Origin of the sequence: Streptomyces sp. Ag109_O5-1 (assembly GCF_003814875.1) — a bacterium.
Lineage (GTDB): Bacteria > Actinomycetota > Actinomycetes > Streptomycetales > Streptomycetaceae > Streptomyces > Streptomyces sasae.
Map to the genome: position 1 here is coordinate 335,390 of NZ_RKQF01000001.1, position 15,195 is coordinate 350,584.

The following is a 15,195-nucleotide window of genomic DNA, read 5'->3' on the forward strand; positions in this document are numbered from 1 at the left end:
CCGCGCCGCCCGCTCGCCGCACCGGCGCCCGGTGTTCGAACAAACGCCCTGAAACGCCAGGGTTCGCCACCCCTTCCGCCAGTTAGAAATATCTACCAACATGCATATGCCGGGTTGGAGTGCGAGCGCACCAAGTGCCCGGTGTCGATCGTTCCCTGCGTCCGAAACAGGTGAGCGGAGATACCCCGGAGCAGTGCATGACGAACACGATGTGGATGCAGGGTGTGGAATGGCTCGCGGCGGCCTCGTCGGACCCCCGGACGTGCAAGTGGGAGTGGGATCACGGCGAGGGTGTCTCGCTGCTGGAGGCGGGCCGTTTCTGGGACGTGCTGACCGTGCCGGACCGGCTCGGGCTGCTCACCCTGGACCTGCTGTGGCGGCCGTCGCTGCCGGTGCCGGGGCCGACGCTGGTGGACACCGCCGCACGCCGGGTCGGCTTCTTCCTGCCGCCCGATCCGTCCGGCGGCTGGATCGGCTCCGGGCTGCGCTACGCGACGAAGGGCACCTGGGTCGCCGTACCGCCGCCGTACCGGCCCGCACGCTTCCTGGAGTGGCTGGTGCCGCCGGACGGCAGCGGCTCGCTGCATGTCCCGGGCACGCTGGAGCTGGCGCTGCGCGAGGCCAACGGCACGCTGGCGGTGCTGCGGCCGATCTGCGAGGAATAGCCGAGGTCAGCGGCGGGGCGGGAGCAGGACCATCGCCCACCGGTTCTCCGGTTCGGCCGGCACGGTACGGCCCTGGGCCCGCCACTCCCGGACGAGCTGGGCGTAGATCGGCTCGCGGGACTGCAGGGCTCGGGGGTGCCGGGCCGGGAGCCAGGGCGTCAGGGAGGTTCCGTCCATGCCGGGGCAACGCCCGGAAGGCCCCCACGGTGCGCACCCTCCGCCCCGCCCACCCGGTCGGGTGAGCGGGTCGCCCGATCGGCCCTCCCGCCAGTCCTACAAGCATTCCGGCGGCCGACCGGCCGGCGGGCGCCATAGGGCACCCGCTCGTATCCTGTGAAGTCAGGCTTCCGATCCTGTGAAGTCAGGGTTCCTACGTCCGACCCCACCGCACGTTCCTCCTCACGTGCTCGGAGTCAGCCCATGCCGCACACGTCCGTCTTGCTGCGCCGAGGGGCCGCGATCGCCCTCGTACTGGGGACGGTGACCGCGCCACTGGCAGGAGGGGCGTCGCACGCCGCGGCCGGCTCCGCACCGGCCGCGTTCGCCGCATCCGCACCGACCCCGTCACCGTCCGGCAGCCCGGACGTCCGTGCCATGACTCCGGCCGTGGCACGCCGGCTCGACGCGGCCGTACAGCAGGTGATGCGCGAGGCGAACGTGCCCGGAGTGACCGTCGGCGTCTGGACCCCCGGTCAGACCGACTACGTTCGCTCGTTCGGGGTCGCGAACAAGGCGACCGGGCTGCCGATGTCGTCCGACCTGTACATGCGGATCGGCAGCGAGACCAAGATGTTCACCGTGACCGCGCTGCTGCAGCTGGTCGACCAGGGCAGGCTGAGCCTGGACGATCCGATCGGCAGGTACATCTCCGGCGTACCCAACGGCGACGAGATCACTCTGCGTCAACTGGCCGGGATGCGCAGCGGGTTGTTCAACTACTCCGCGGACGAGGGCTTCTACAAGGCGCTGACCTCGGATCCGCAACGCACCATGACCCCGCAGCAGTTGCTCGGCTACGCCTTCAGGCATCCGGTGCTGTTCCGGCCCGGGGAGAAGTTCTCCTACTCCAACACCAACCTGATCCTGCTCGGCCTGCTCGTCGAGAAGGAGAGCGGGCAGCCGCTCGGGCAGTACGTCGGGCAGCACATCCTCGACCCGGCGGGCATGCACCACACCCTGTTCCCGGTCGGGAACGAGTTCCCCACCCCGCACGCCCAGGGCTACACGGACCAGACCGCGAGCGGCAAGGTCGAGGACTCCGCCGGCTGGAACACCTCCTGGGCCTGGGCGGCCGGCGCGATGATCTCCGACCTGGACGACCTGCACGCCTGGGCGCGCACGGCGGCCACGGGGATCTTCCCCGACGGCACGACCATGGTCGGTCCCGCCGTCCAGAAGCAGCGGCTGACGACGCCCCCGACGGGAATCCCGGGCACCGGCTACGGCCTCGGCATCTTCGACGTCCAGGGGTGGATAGGGCACAACGGCTCGCTGCCGGGCTACGAGGCCCTCACCGTCTATCTGCCGTCGACGCGGACGACCGTGGCGGTGCTGCTGAACACGGACGTCAACTACCGGGGGACCATCGAGCCCAGCACGGTCTTCGGCCAGGCGATCACCCGGATCATCTCCCCCGACCATGTGTTCAACCTGCCCGCGGAGCCCGCCGCCCACTGACCGCACACGACACGCCGGAACCCAACTCGCGTCGCGCGCACGGCATTTCCGACAGTTGACACAGAAGCGAACAGTCACCGAGCGGATTCGAAGCGATGTAACGATTCACCGTGCGGGGCCGGTCAATGACGGTGTGTACTGTGCTGCGAGCGCCACATGGGAGGGCCCTGGGCTCCCCCTGCCCACTGCTGCCCTACTCCCCTGGAAACCGATTCCATGATCGAATTACCGGAACTGGTGGCCGGTGGTCTCGCCGCCGGAACGCTCTCCGCGCTCGCCCTCGGCGGCAGCCTGCTGCGGTCCCGGCGTCAGAAGGCGGCGCTGCGGGCCGAAGTCACGGAGCTGCGCGACCGGCTGGAGAGTGCCGAGGGCGCGTTCATCTCCGAGATCGAGCATCTCGCCGCCCGCAGGATGCCCGCGGCCGCGGCCCAGTTGGCGCATCCGCACCTCAGGGTGCCCGGCCCGATACGGCAGAACACGCCCGGGACGCCCATCGGGATCGCGCTGGAGTACGTACTGACCGCGCTGCGCGAGGAGTTGACGGCCCAGCGCGTCCGGATCGACGCTGCGGCACAGGCCGGGCTCCGGGGCGCCACCCGGGAGATCCAGGCCGCCCTGTACCGCCTCCAGGACGCCCTGCGGGGGCTCGAACAGCGCTACGACGACCCCGAGTTGGCGCAGACGCTGTTCGCGCTCGACCACGAGAACGAGCAGTCGCTGCGTCGGGCGCAGGTCGCCGCAGTGGTATGCGGGGCCTGGGTGGGGCTGGCCCGCGAGGAGTCCCATGTGGTGGACGCGGTGACCGGCGGCCAGGCCCGGCTCGCGGGCTACCACCGGGTCCGGGTCCACAACCATCTGGAGCCGGGCACCGCCCTGGTGTCCCACGCGGTCGAGCCGGCCGCCATCATCGTCGCCGAGCTCCTGGACAACGCGCTGCGCCACTCGGCGCCGGACACCGACGTCATCGTCAATCTGGAGCACGTCCACCACGGGGTGTGCGTCACCGTCGACGACGCGGGTCTCGGCATGACGCAGGACGAACGGGCCCGGGCCCAGCGGCTGGTGGCGGGCAGCAACCCCATCCTGCTGACCGATCTGGGCGACCCGCCGCGCATGGGCCTGGCCGCGATCGGCCAGCTCACCCGCCAGTTCGACCTGAGCGTCGACGTGTCGTCGCCCTCGCCGTACGGCGGGGTGCGCGCGGTGCTGCGGGTGGACAGTCATCTGCTCGGCCGGATCGACCCGCAGGAGCGGCCGCCCTCGGCCAGCGCGCCCCGTTCGACCAGGGAACGCGCGGCACGCAGGGAGCCGGGGCGCGAACCGGCCGGGTCCGGCACGCCGACCGCCGAGCCGCCGGCACCCGCGGCACCGGTGCCTGCACCCCAACCCGTACCCAAACCCGCACCCGCACCCGCACCCGTGGCACCGGTGCCCGCCGCGGCCGGTCACGGGGCCGAGCACGAACGCGCCGCCGCCCCGGGTCACCCCGAGACGAGCGACCTGGGCGGTCTGCCGCAGCGGCGCCGTCGTACCCGTACCGACGCCTCCGGCCTGCCGCAGCCGCCGTCCGCCGTGCGCCGTCCCGAGGAGGCGGCCGCCGCCCTGGCGGCCCTGCAGTACGGCACCGCGGCGGCGCGTACCCCGAAGCGGGCGAGCGCGCCCGATCCCCAACGGACCGACGACGAAGGAGGAGCGGCCAGATGAGCAGCCGCGATGCGGGCGAGACGGCATGGGTGCTGGAACCGATCCTGCAGGTGCCGCATGTACTGGCCGCCGTCCTGCTCACCCGGGACGGCCTCGCGACCGGCTACACGGACGCCCTGTCCCAGGCGACCGCCGAGCGGGTGGCCGCGATCACCAGTACCGTGCAGGGCGCCTGCCGGGCCGCTGCCGCCGCGTTCGCGGACCGGGACCGGGCCGAGGTGCGGCAGGTGGTCATCGAGTCGGACCACGGGTACGTGCTGATCGTGCCGACCGACCACGGCACCTGCGTGGCGGCCTACGGCGACCCGGAGGTGCGGCTGGACCTGCTGGCACACCGGGTGCACTCGCAGGTGGCCCGGGTGGGTGAGAAGGCGATGGCGGCCGCGCCCAGAGGCTCCGACGGCGGCGCGCCGGCATGACCGGCCGCCTCGGCGGCCGTCCTCTGGTCCCCGCGTATCTGTCGACCGGCGGGGTCGCCCGGCCCAGTCGTCCGCATCTGGAACGGCTGACGGTGCTCACCCGCGACGGCAGCGCGCTGCCCGCCGGTCTGCCCGCCGCCGAACTGGCCCTGATGGAGCTGCTGTCCGGCGGCGCGCTGACCGTGGTGGAGGCGGCGGCGCTGCTGCGGCTGCCGTTCTCCGCGGTGCGGGTGCTGGCCGCCGACCTCGTCGACCGGGACCTGGTCCAGACCCGCGCGCCGATCCCGCCCGCCGAACGGTTCGACCCCGACCTGCTGAAGAGAGTGGCCGATGGCCTCCGCGCCCTCAAGCACCGGTGAGCTGCCCCGCGCGGGCGGCACCCATCTCCCCGACTCCGCCCGCGACCTGGTGAAGATCCTGGTCACGGGGCCGTTCGGGGTGGGCAAGACGACCCTGATCGACTCGGTGTCGGAGATCCGCCCGCTGCACACCGAGGAACACCTCACCGAGGCCTCGGTCCATGTCGACGACCTCGACGGGGTGCGGGAGAAGGACACGACGACCGTCGCGATCGACTTCGGGCGGATCAGCCTGTCCGGCGGGATCGTGCTGTACCTGTTCGGCACTCCGGGGCAGCAGCGGTTCCGGACGCTGTGGGAGGACATCTCCTACGGGGCGCTCGGCGCCCTTGTCCTGGTCGACAGCAGGCGGATCGACGCGTCGTTCGACGTGCTCGGGCTGGTGGAGGAGGCGGGGCTGCCGTACGCGGTCGCCTTCAACGCCTTCCCCGACGCCCCCAACCACTACACGGGTGAACAGCTGCGTGCCGCGCTGGACCTGGAGCCGGGCACCCCGATGGTGACCTGTGACGCGCGTGACGCGCACTCCTCGGTCGACGCGCTGCTCGCCCTCGTACAGCATCTGATCGACGACCGGCCGGCGGAGGCCCGATGACCGCGCAGCAGTCCTTCACCGTCTCGGGTCCGGTACGCCTGTGGGAGGACGGGTTCGCCCGCAACCCGCACGGCTACTACGCGGCCCTGCGCGCCCAGGGGCCGGTCGGCTGGGCGGAGCTCGCGCCGGGCACGCCCGCGTACGTGGTCACCGAGCGGCGCGCCGCCCTCGACGTGCTGCGGGACGTGGAGACCTTCTCGCACGACCCGCGGGGCTGGGAGGCGACCGTCCCCGAGGACTCCCCGCTGCTCGGCATGATGCGCTGGCGGCCCAACGCCCTGTTCTCCGACGCCGACGCGCACATCCGTTACCGCGCCACTCTCATCGACGTGTTCGACCTGATCGAGCCGCACGACCTGCGCTCGCTGGTGCACCGGGCGGTACGGCTCCTGGTGGACCGTTTCGCGCCCCGGGGCGAGGCGGATCTGGTCGTCGACTTCACCCGGCCGCTGATGGCGCTGGTGTTCAACAACCTGTTCGGGCTGCCGGACAGCCAGGGCGACCGGCTCAACGAGGGCCTCCTGAAGATGATGGAGGGCGGCGCGCAGGCCGCCGAGGGCGAGGCGGACTTCGTCGACTACGTGCTACGGCTGATCGCGGCCAAGGTCGAGGAGCGCGGCGAGGACCTGCCGAGCATGCTCCTGGACCATCCCGCGCAGCTGACCCCGGAGGAGGTCACCTGGCAGGTGTTCCTCACCCTCGGCGCGGGCTACGAGCCGACCACCAACCTGGTGTCCAACGCGCTCTCCCGGATCCTCGGCAACCCGCTCTACTACTCCACGCTGACCAGCGGCGCCCGCCCGGTCATGGACGCGGTGATCGAGGTACTGCACCACGAGACCCCGCTGTCCAACTACGGCATCTACTACGCCCGTCGGCCCGTCTCCTTCCACGGGGCGTGGGTCCGGCCGGCGATCCCGGTGGTCGTCTCCTTCGGTGCCGTGGGGCTGTTCGCCGAGCGGGAGGTCACCTCCGGCCGGCGGCCCGGGGACGCCTCGCACCTGTCGTGGGGGGCGGGCCCGCACGCCTGCCCGGTCCGGCACCACGCGCTGCTCATCGCGACCGAGGCGATCGAACGGCTCACCCTGTGGCTGCCCGACCTCGATCCCGTCCTGCCCCGCGAGCGGCTCAGCTGGCGGCCGGGCCCGTTCCACCGCTCGCTGACGTCCCTGCCCGTCCGGTTCAGTCCCCGCACCCCCGACCAGCCTGGAGAGTCGTCGTGACCGTCACCGACCGCATCGCCCTCGACCCGTTCGGCTCCGACATCCCGGCGGAGAGCGCGCGGTTACGCGCCCTCGGCCCCGTCGTGCCCGTCGAACTGCCCGGCGGCATACCCGCCTGGGCGCCGACCGGTTACGACGTCCTCAAGGAGCTCATTCTCGATCCTCAAGTGAGCAAGGACCCGCGCCGGCACTGGCGGTTGTGGCCTCAGATCGGCGAACACCCCTCCTGGGGCTGGGTGCTGAGCTGGATCGGCGTGGTGAACATGCTCTCCGCGTACGGCCCCGACCACACCCGGCTGCGCAAGCTGGTGGCGCCGAGCTTCACGCACCGCCGTACCGAGGCGATGCTGCCGCGGGTCACGGCGATCGCCGGGGAGCTGCTCGACGCCGTGGCGGCCGCGGGGGCCGACGGCTCGGTGGTGGACCTGCGGGCCGGGCTGGCACAGCCGCTGCCCATGCGGATGATCTGCGAACTGTTCGGTGTGCCCGAGGAGATGCGGGCGGACACCGCCGAGCTGATCGCGGCCATCATGGACACCTCCGACCCGACCCCGGAGCACGCCGCGTTCGTGCAGGAGCGGATCGGCACGGTCCTCGGCGGGCTGATCGCGTACAAGGTGGAGCACCCGGGCGACGACATGACCACGGAACTGATCCGGGTCCGTGACGAGGACGGCGACCGGCTCAGCGACGAAGAGCTGCTCTACACACTGCTGTTGGTGATCGGCGCCGGTTTCGAGACCACGGTCAACCTGATCGGCAACGCGGTGGTGGCCCTGCTGACGCATCCGGTGCAGCTGGCGGCGGTGCGCTCCGGGACGATCGGCTGGGACACGGTGATCGACGAGACGCTGCGGGTCCATCCGTCGATCGCCTCGCTGCCGCTGCGGTTCGCGGTGAACGACCTGAAGGTCGGGGGCGTGACCATTCCGGCCGGGGACGCGATCATCACCACGTTCGCGGCGGCGGGTGTGGATCCGGAGCGCTACGGGCCGGACGCGGGCGCGTTCGACGCGGCGCGCGGGGCCGACGACCATCTCGCGTTCGGGATCGGGGTGCACCGCTGCATCGGCGCCCCGCTGGCCCGGGCGGAGGCGCTGGCCGCACTGCCCGCGCTGTTCGAACGCTTCCCCGGGCTGCGGCTCGCGGTCGGCGAGAAGGAACTGCGCCAGGTGCCGTCGTTCATCGCCATCGGCTGGCAGGAGATCCCGGTGCTGCTCGGGAGCTGAGGGTGCTGGGTCGCGGGGGCGGCGACCGGTCCCCCGTTCCGGTCGTGCCCCCGCGAAACGTGAACTTACGTGCGGATCCGGCCGTTGGGTATCGCGCCGATGCCCGTTCTGGTACGCGAAGGACTCACCCGTGCACAGGTGAGTCCGGTTGGCCCGGATTCGGCCGGAGCAGGACGGGTGCGGCGAGGTCCCCGAGGACGAGGTGGGCCAGGACGACCTCGTACAGGTCGGTGCCGGCGGCCAGCAGTTGACGCTCCAGGACGGGTTCGGCGCCCCGTACGTGTTCGCGGACGGTCTGGGCGTGCACGCCCAGGTCCAGGGCGGCGCGTTCGGAGTTGCCGCCGGCGGCGATCCAGGCGCGCAGAGTGCCGCGCAGGTCCCGGCCGTCCCGCGTCAGACGGTCCAGGAGGTCATGCGCCCACGCACGCAGCGCGGGCCCTGCCAGCAGGTCGGCCAGCCGTACTCCGGACACCTGTGGTGCCCTGACGGTGAGGTCTTCCGTCCGGGCCGCCTGGGTGTTGAGGGCGAGATGGGCGGTGGCACGCACGGTGAGGTCGGAGAAGTCGGCGCCCAGCAGCGCCTCGACGCGGTCCATGCGGGCCCGGACGGTGTTGCGGCTGACGCCCAGGACCTTGGCCGCGCTGACGGCGGTGAACTCCAGGCCGAGTCGAGTGGTGGCGAGGAGTTCGGCCCGGATGTGGTGGGGCAGGGTGTCGAGCGGCCGCAGCACGGCGGTGGACCAGGAGTGCAGCGCGGCGGGGTCCATCAGCCGTTCCGGGTGGGTGCGTTCGGCGTAGACGGCGGCCTGGTCGGAGCGGAAGTGGGCGACGGCGAGGGCGCTGACGGCCTGGCCGTAGGCGGTGGCGGTGCGGGCGAGGCTCTGCTGGACGCTGCCGCCGAGGAAGGTGCCGGGGCGGCCGTCGACGAGCGAGCGCAGCCACTCGCCCGCCTTGGGCGCGGGGCTGACGACGATGACATGGCCGTCCATCGCGGGGCAGCGCACGACCAGGGCCTGACCGCGGGTGATGTCGAGGCAGTCCTCGGCGAGCCCGTCGCGTTCCGCCGGGTCCCCCTCGACGATGTACACGGACGCGCTGTCGGTGTCGAGGAGACCGGGCCACAGGCCGGCGGCGACCCGGCGGGCGGAGACGGTGTCCTCCACCATCAGCAGTTGCAGGATGGCCAGGCGCAGATCGGCGGTGGCGCGCCGGAGCCGGTGTCCCGCGGCGGTCAGCTCCCTTTCCCGCAGGAGGAGTTCGACGACTCCGGCGGTGTGGGTGACGATCTCGGCGGCGCGCCGGTCGAAGGGGGCCGCGCGGGCGACGGCGAGCAGTCCGGCGGCCGCCGGGCGCGGGTCGGGGGCCCGTACGGCGACCAGGCGGAGGTGACGGTCGCCGTCCTGGACGGCGGCGGCGGAGATCCGTCCGGCGACCACGTCGGCCACGAGGCCGTCGTCGAGGGGGATCGGGTCGCCGGCGAGCAGGGTGCCGTCGCCGTCCTGGAGGCGGACGGACGCCTGCACGGCTCGGGCGAGCCAGGCGGCGACCCGACGCGGGTCGCGGGCGCCGGGCCGCAGATGATCGAGAAGTTGCGCGGCCCAGGTGTCGCCGTCGGGTGTCGGGGGGTGCGGGCCCTCGCCGGCTCGGCCTGCCATGTCGCCGTGCTCCTCGTCCCTCGCTTCGGCCTCGGTCTACGGACGTTACCCGTTGACTTCCTCCTCCTCCTGAAGGAGGGGGATTCCTACGGCTCGCGCCGTGGGGTTTTCTGCTTCACAGCCGACTGCCCGCCCGGAGTACTCCGTTGAGGTCTCACGCCAGCTCCACAGACAGACGCCGTCAGCCCGACGGCCAGAATGTTCTTCGCCGCGTTCACGTCCCGGTCGTGGATCGTCCCGCAGTCGCACGTCCACTCACGGACGTGCAGCGGCATCTTGTCCTGCAAGGTGCCGCAGACGGAGCACAGCTTGGAGGACGGGAACCATCGGTCGATCGCGATCACTTCGCGGCCGTACCACTGAGCCTTGTACTCCAGCATGCTCCGGAAATCCGACCAGGCCGCGTCGCTGATGGCGCGGGCCAGGCTGCCGTTCTTCACCATGTTCCGAACGGCGAGGTCCTCGATCACGATCGTTTGGTTTTCACGAACGAGACGAGTGGTGAGTTTGTGCAGGTGGTCGCGCCTGCGGTCGGTGATGCGGGCGTAGACCCTGGCCACCGTCCGGCGCGCCTTGGCCCGGTTCGCTCCGTCACCCCTGGCCTTGCGGGCAAGCCGGCGCTGCGCCTTGGCAAGGCGGGCTCGGTCGCGCCGCTCGTGCCGGGGGTTGGAGACCTTCTCCCCGGTGGAGAGGGTCAGCAGGTGGCCGAGGCCGACGTCGACACCGACGGCCGCGTCTGCGGGTGCAAGCGGCTGGACGGACGGGTCCTCACACAGCAGGGACACGTACCAGCGTCCGGCCGCGTCCTGCGACACCGTCACGGTGGACGGCGACGCCCCCTCGGGCAGTGGACGGGACCACACGATGTCGAGCGGCTCCGCCGTCTTCGCCAGGGTCAGCCTGCCGTCCCGGAACCGGAACGCGCTGGTGGTGTACTCCGCCGACTTCCGCGACTTCTTCCGCGACTTGAAACGCGGGTACTTCGCCCGCTTGCCGAAGAAGTTCGCGAACGCCGTCTGGAGGTGCCGCAGGGCCTGCTGGAGCGGGACGGCGGAGACCTCGTTGAGGTACGCGAGTTCCTCGGTCTTCTTCCAGGCCGTCAGCATCGCCGACGTCTGGTTGTAGTTCACCCGCTCCTGCCTCGTCCACGCTTCCGTGCGCGCCGCAAGGGCCAGGTTGTAGACCTTCCGCACACATCCGAACGTGCGCGACAGCTCGGCTGCCTGCGCGTCAGTCGGATAGAAGCGGTACTTGAACGCCCGCTTCACGTGAGTGGTCATGGCTCACAAATTATCACGTCAGCTTGTGACCATCTGCCGGTTCGTGGGAACGGACGCCGGTCCGCCCTGGCGGCGAACCGGCTTTCTCTGCCCTGCTCCGCAGGAGCTTCGTTTCCTCCCCGGCCTGAAGGCCGGGGTATCCACGAAGGAACGCCCCGATGAACCCGGCCCGGTCCCGGTCACCGCCCGCCGGGTACGACTCCGCCGGCGGCCCACGGGGGACGGACCGCCGGCGGAGAACGCCTCACCCGGAGCCGGGGGGAGGGCCCCGGGTGGCTGGATGATCGGGTGCCCCGGAATCCGACAGGTATGCACACGGATTTCGAAGACGTCGGCATCTACGGATCCCTCCTCCTCCGGAAACCGCTGACCTGGGCGAACGCTCCCGGATCACGAGGCAGCCGCCTTCGGCGAACGCACCCGAGTCGGGGGCTGCCGGCTTCGGCGAAGACACCCGGATCCACGGGCCGCCGCCATCCGTGCGGACACCCGGATCCACGGGCGGCCGCCTTGGGGGAACGCGCCCGGATCACAGGGCTGCCGGCGTGCGGTGGCCGCGCGCGGCTTCGGGGGCTGCCGGCCTGGGGCGACGCGCATGGCCGGGACCGTCGGCCTGGGCGGGTCGCCGGCCGCGCCGGATTCCGGGCGAGGCCGGTCCCGGCGGGCCGGGCGGGTGGGGCGGTGCGCGTGCGGGGCCTGAGTGGCACACGCGCCGGTACGGCATAAGCTCGGCGGATGGCGAAGTACTTCGATGTGCACCCCGACAACCCGCAGCCGCGCAGCATCTCCCAGATCGCCGACTCGGTGCGGTCGGGGTCCCTCATCGCATACCCGACCGACTCCTGCTACGCGCTGGGCTGCCAGCTCGGCAGCCGGGACGGCATCGACCGGATCCGCAGTATCCGGCACCTGGACGACCGGCACCACTTCACGCTGATGTGCCGGGACTTCGCGCAGCTCGGCCAGTTCGTGCGCGTCGACAACGACGTGTTCCGGGCCGTGAAGGCGTCCACCCCCGGCAGCTACACCTTCATCCTCCCGGCGACCCGCGAGGTGCCGCGCAAGCTGCTGCACCCGAAGAAGAAGACCGTCGGTGTCCGCATCCCCGACCATGTGGTCACCCAGGCGCTGCTGGCGGAGCTGGGTGAGCCGCTGCTGTCCAGCACCCTGCTGCTGCCGGACGAGAAGGAGCCGCTGACCCTGGGCTGGGAGATCAAGGACCGCCTCGACCATCAGGTGGACGCGGTGGTCGACTCCGGGGAGTGCGGCACCGAGCCGACCACGGTCATCGACTTCTCCAGCGGCGAGGCGGAGATCGTCCGCCGGGGCGCGGGCGACACCACGCGCTTCGAGTGACCACTTTCAGCTCCCCCGAAGCGGCTCTCCCGGCCTTGCGTGCCACGATGATCAGGACATGCCGCGCCGGGTGTCCCCCACCCCGACGCCGACTCCACAGAGAGGCACTTGCGCCATGACCGCCGTACAGGGAACCGACGTCGACATCACCACCGAGGACGGTGTCGCCGACGCCTACCTGGCCCGTCCCGATGACGGACTCCCCCACCCGGGCGTTCTCTTCTACCAGGATGCCTTCGGGATCCGCCCGCACCTGAAGTCGATGGCGGACCGGCTCGCCGGCGAGGGCTACACGGTGCTCGTCCCGAACGTCTTCTACCGCAACGGCCGCACGCCGGTCATCGACCTCCCCGAGTTCATCGACCCCTCCGTGGACCCGACGATCTGGCAGCGCATCTTCCCGATCATGATGTCGCTGACGCCGGAACTCAGCGACCGGGACTCGGCCGGCTACCTGGACTGGCTGGCCGAGAGCCCGCTGGTGGCCGACGGGCCGGTCGCGATCACCGGTTACTGCATGGGCGCCCGGCTCGCCATGCGGACCGCGGCCGCGTTCCCGGACCGGGTCGCGGCGGCGGGCGGCTTCCACGGCGGCCGGATGGTCACCGACGACGCGGACAGCCCGCACCTGCTGGCCGACCGCGTCACCGCCGAGCTGTACTTCGGCTTCGCGGACCAGGACCAGTCGATGACCGAGGAGCAGATCCACACCTTCCAGGAGGCGCTCGACGCCGCCGGGGTCCGCAACACGTGCGAGATCTACCGGGGCGCGGAGCACGGCTACACCCAGGCCGACACCCCGTCGTACTCCGCCGAGGCCGCCGAGCGGCACTGGGACGCCCTGCTCGGCCTGCTGAAGCGCACGTTCTGAGCCGATCGCGTCCGCGTCGCGGGGCCCTCGCCGACCGGCGGGGGCCCCTTCCTTTCGTCCCGCGCATTGACATGCACCCGCCCCGCCGCCACGCTGAGAGCGCTCTCAGAATTGGTCCGGACCAATTTCCGTACCAACCCCGACCCCACACGGAGGTGGAGAGTGCGCACAGGAACCGCACGCCGGACGCTGCCCCTGGCGGCCACGGCGGCACTGATCGGCGGGGCGCTCGCGCTGGGCACCCCGGCACCGGCCGGCGCGGCCGTACCGGACACGATCCCGTTGAAGATCTCCAACAACTCCGGCCGCAGCGACCAGGTCTACATCTACGATCTCGGCACCCAGCTCTCCTCGGGGAAGCAGGGCTATGCCGACGCGAACGGCACCTTCCATGCCTGGCCGGCCGGCGGCAACCCGCCGACCCCGGCGCCGGACGCCTCGATCACCGGCCCGGCGGCGGGCCAGTCGACGACGATCCGGATCCCGAAGTTCTCCGGCCGGATCTACTTCTCCTACGGCCAGAAGCTCGACTTCAGGCTGACCACCGGCGGTCTGGTGCAGCCCGCCGTGCAGAACCCGACCGACCCCAACCGCAACATCCTCTTCAACTGGTCCGAGTACACGCTGAACGACTCGGGGCTGTGGATCAACAGCACCCAGGTGGACATGTTCTCGGTGCCCTACGCGGTCGGGGTGAAGCGCTCCGACGGCAGCACGGCCAGCACCGGGCACCTCAAGTCGGGCGGCTACAACGGGTTCTTCAGCGCCCTGCGCGGACAGCCCGGCGGCTGGGCCAACCTGATCCAGACCAGGTCCGACGGCGCCGTGCTCCGCGCGCTCTCCCCGCTGTACGGCGTGGAGACGGGGGCGCTTGCGTCGACCGTGATGGACGACTACGTCAACCGGGTCTGGTCGAAGTACTCGTCGTCGACGCTGACCGTCACCCCGTTCGCCGACCAGCCCAACACCAAGTACTACGGCCGGGTCTCGGGGAACGTCATGAACTTCACCAACTCCTCCGGGGCGGTGGTGACCAGCTTCCAGAAGCCGGACGCGAGCAGCATCTTCGGCTGCCACAACCTGCTCGACGCGCCCAACGACCAGGTGCGCGGCCCGATCTCCCGCACCCTGTGCGCGGGCTTCAACCGGTCGACGCTGCTGACCAGTTCGAGCCAGCCGGACACCAACACGGCCGACTTCTACCAGGACGTGGTCACCAACCACTACGCGCGCAAGATCCACGCACAGATGGCCGACGGCAAGGCGTACGCCTTCGCCTTCGACGACGTCGGCAACCAGGAGTCCCTGGTCAACGACGGCAACCCGCAGCAGGCGTACCTCACCCTGGACCCGCTGAGCTGACACCGGGGCAACGAAGCGGCCCGTGACCGGAATCCGGTCACGGGCCGCTCGACTGTCTTACGTCAGCCGGTCGTCACGGCGGTGTCGTCGACGACGAAGCTGGTCTGGAGCGAGGAGTCCTCGATTGCCGGAGAACTTCAGGGTCACGGTGGAGCCCGCCACGAGGGAGGCGGGCGGGGTGTGCACGACCAGGTCGCCGCCAAGCACGGGGAGGCCGGTCCAGTTTTGACACGCCCATGTCAGCCACGTCGAGCCCATTCGAGGGTTTTCCCTATGCAACGTGGGGCGGTTGGGCCGGTACGGCCTTCAGGAGGCGGGCGGGCGCACCATGAACACGTCCACCGGGTCCTCGGCCTCCACCATGAACCCGTGCCGCTCGTACAGCCGTCGGGCCGCGCTGCCCTGCAGGACGTTCAGCCGGACGCGGAGGCCGTCGCGGTCGCACCGCGCCAGCAGCTCGCGCAGCACGCCCGCGCCGATGCCGGCGCCCTGGAGGTCCGGGGCGAGATAGAAGTGTTCCAGCCAGTGAGCATCCTCGGCTGGCCGCAGCGCCACACAGCCGGCGAAGACACCGCCCACCTCGATCACCCGGGTATGGGAGGCGACGAACCCGTCGCGCAGCCGCTGCCGGACCCGCTGCGGGTCGTACCGCCCGAGCCGCTCCAGATCGCCCCGCAGGACGACGGCACGCAGTTCGGCCACCGCCTCGACGTCCGCGCCCGACGCCGGCCGTATCTCCCAGTCCGCCATGATCGCCACGCTATCCCGCGGCCGGTCGCCGCTACGACGGCGTCCGGCCCG

The 15,195-nt window shown here is 71.4% G+C and carries 15 protein-coding genes; 11 read left to right on the forward strand and 4 right to left on the reverse strand.

All coding sequences use genetic code 11. The features are described from left to right. Nucleotides 1-197: 197 nt before the first annotated feature. Nucleotides 198-665 carry a hypothetical protein gene (locus tag EDD90_RS01505; RefSeq protein WP_123971353.1) on the forward strand — a complete coding sequence of 156 codons (468 nt, stop codon included), beginning with the start codon at nucleotides 198-200 and terminating at the stop codon, nucleotides 663-665. Between the two features lie 6 nt (nucleotides 666-671). Here the strand turns inward: EDD90_RS01505 and EDD90_RS55040 are convergent, their stop codons facing one another. After that, nucleotides 672-842 carry a hypothetical protein gene (locus tag EDD90_RS55040; RefSeq protein ID WP_185148859.1) on the reverse strand — a complete coding sequence of 57 codons (171 nt, stop codon included), beginning with the start codon at nucleotides 840-842 and terminating at the stop codon, nucleotides 672-674. Nucleotides 843-1,085: 243 nt separating this feature from the next. Here EDD90_RS55040 and EDD90_RS01510 point away from each other — a divergent pair, with 243 nt between their 5' ends. The 7 genes from EDD90_RS01510 (at nucleotide 1,086) to EDD90_RS01540 (ending at nucleotide 7,871) form a co-directional block, all read left to right on the forward strand. Next, a complete protein-coding gene (locus EDD90_RS01510) occupies nucleotides 1,086-2,342 on the forward strand; it encodes a serine hydrolase (RefSeq protein ID WP_123971354.1) in 1,257 nt (418 codons plus the stop codon). 216 nt (nucleotides 2,343-2,558) lie between these two features. After that, a complete protein-coding gene (locus tag EDD90_RS01515; RefSeq protein ID WP_123971355.1) occupies nucleotides 2,559-4,046 on the forward strand; it encodes an ATP-binding protein in 1,488 nt (495 codons plus the stop codon). Then, nucleotides 4,043-4,465 (forward strand): roadblock/LC7 domain-containing protein, encoded by a 423-nt coding sequence (locus EDD90_RS01520; RefSeq protein WP_123971356.1) that lies wholly within the window; start codon nucleotides 4,043-4,045, stop codon nucleotides 4,463-4,465. Before EDD90_RS01515 ends, EDD90_RS01520 begins: the two co-directional genes overlap by 4 nt. Further along, on the forward strand, nucleotides 4,462-4,824 hold the full coding sequence (locus EDD90_RS01525) for a DUF742 domain-containing protein (protein ID WP_123971357.1): 363 nt from the start codon (nucleotides 4,462-4,464) through the stop codon (nucleotides 4,822-4,824). The genes EDD90_RS01520 and EDD90_RS01525 overlap by 4 nt, the downstream gene beginning before the upstream one ends. Then, on the forward strand, nucleotides 4,796-5,419 hold the full coding sequence (locus EDD90_RS01530; RefSeq protein WP_123971358.1) for an ATP/GTP-binding protein: 624 nt from the start codon (nucleotides 4,796-4,798) through the stop codon (nucleotides 5,417-5,419). Before EDD90_RS01525 ends, EDD90_RS01530 begins: the two co-directional genes overlap by 29 nt. Then, complete coding sequence (locus EDD90_RS01535; protein WP_123971359.1) at nucleotides 5,416-6,642, forward strand: cytochrome P450; 1,227 nt, start codon at nucleotides 5,416-5,418, stop codon at nucleotides 6,640-6,642. Before EDD90_RS01530 ends, EDD90_RS01535 begins: the two co-directional genes overlap by 4 nt. Further along, nucleotides 6,639-7,871, forward strand: coding sequence for a cytochrome P450 (locus tag EDD90_RS01540; protein ID WP_123971360.1), 1,233 nt, complete (start codon nucleotides 6,639-6,641; stop codon nucleotides 7,869-7,871). The genes EDD90_RS01535 and EDD90_RS01540 overlap by 4 nt, the downstream gene beginning before the upstream one ends. Before the next feature lie 124 nt (nucleotides 7,872-7,995). Here EDD90_RS01540 and EDD90_RS01545 read toward each other — a convergent pair whose 3' ends face one another. Continuing rightward, the gene (locus EDD90_RS01545; protein WP_123971361.1) at nucleotides 7,996-9,525 is read right to left on the reverse strand and encodes a helix-turn-helix domain-containing protein; all 1,530 of its coding nucleotides are present in this window, start codon (nucleotides 9,523-9,525) and stop codon (nucleotides 7,996-7,998) included. 86 nt (nucleotides 9,526-9,611) lie between these two features. Next, a complete protein-coding gene (locus EDD90_RS01550; protein ID WP_123971279.1) occupies nucleotides 9,612-10,805 on the reverse strand; it encodes an RNA-guided endonuclease TnpB family protein in 1,194 nt (397 codons plus the stop codon). Nucleotides 10,806-11,540: 735 nt separating this feature from the next. On the opposite strand from EDD90_RS01550, the gene EDD90_RS01555 reads away from it, so the two are divergent. The 3 genes from EDD90_RS01555 (at nucleotide 11,541) to EDD90_RS01565 (ending at nucleotide 14,394) form a co-directional block, all read left to right on the forward strand. Next, nucleotides 11,541-12,161: an L-threonylcarbamoyladenylate synthase gene (locus tag EDD90_RS01555; protein ID WP_185148861.1), complete on the forward strand. Its 621-nt coding sequence runs from the start codon at nucleotides 11,541-11,543 to the stop codon at nucleotides 12,159-12,161. 115 nt (nucleotides 12,162-12,276) lie between these two features. Further along, nucleotides 12,277-13,032 (forward strand): dienelactone hydrolase family protein, encoded by a 756-nt coding sequence (locus EDD90_RS01560; RefSeq protein WP_123971362.1) that lies wholly within the window; start codon nucleotides 12,277-12,279, stop codon nucleotides 13,030-13,032. 189 nt (nucleotides 13,033-13,221) lie between these two features. Beyond that, nucleotides 13,222-14,394, forward strand: coding sequence for a glycoside hydrolase family 64 protein (locus tag EDD90_RS01565; RefSeq protein WP_398928409.1), 1,173 nt, complete (start codon nucleotides 13,222-13,224; stop codon nucleotides 14,392-14,394). A gap of 306 nt (nucleotides 14,395-14,700) precedes the next feature. On the opposite strand, the gene EDD90_RS01570 is transcribed toward EDD90_RS01565, so the two are convergent. Continuing rightward, entirely contained in the window at nucleotides 14,701-15,144 is a 444-nt protein-coding gene (locus tag EDD90_RS01570; protein WP_123971364.1) for a GNAT family N-acetyltransferase, read from the reverse strand. Between the last annotated feature and the right edge of the window lie 51 nt (nucleotides 15,145-15,195).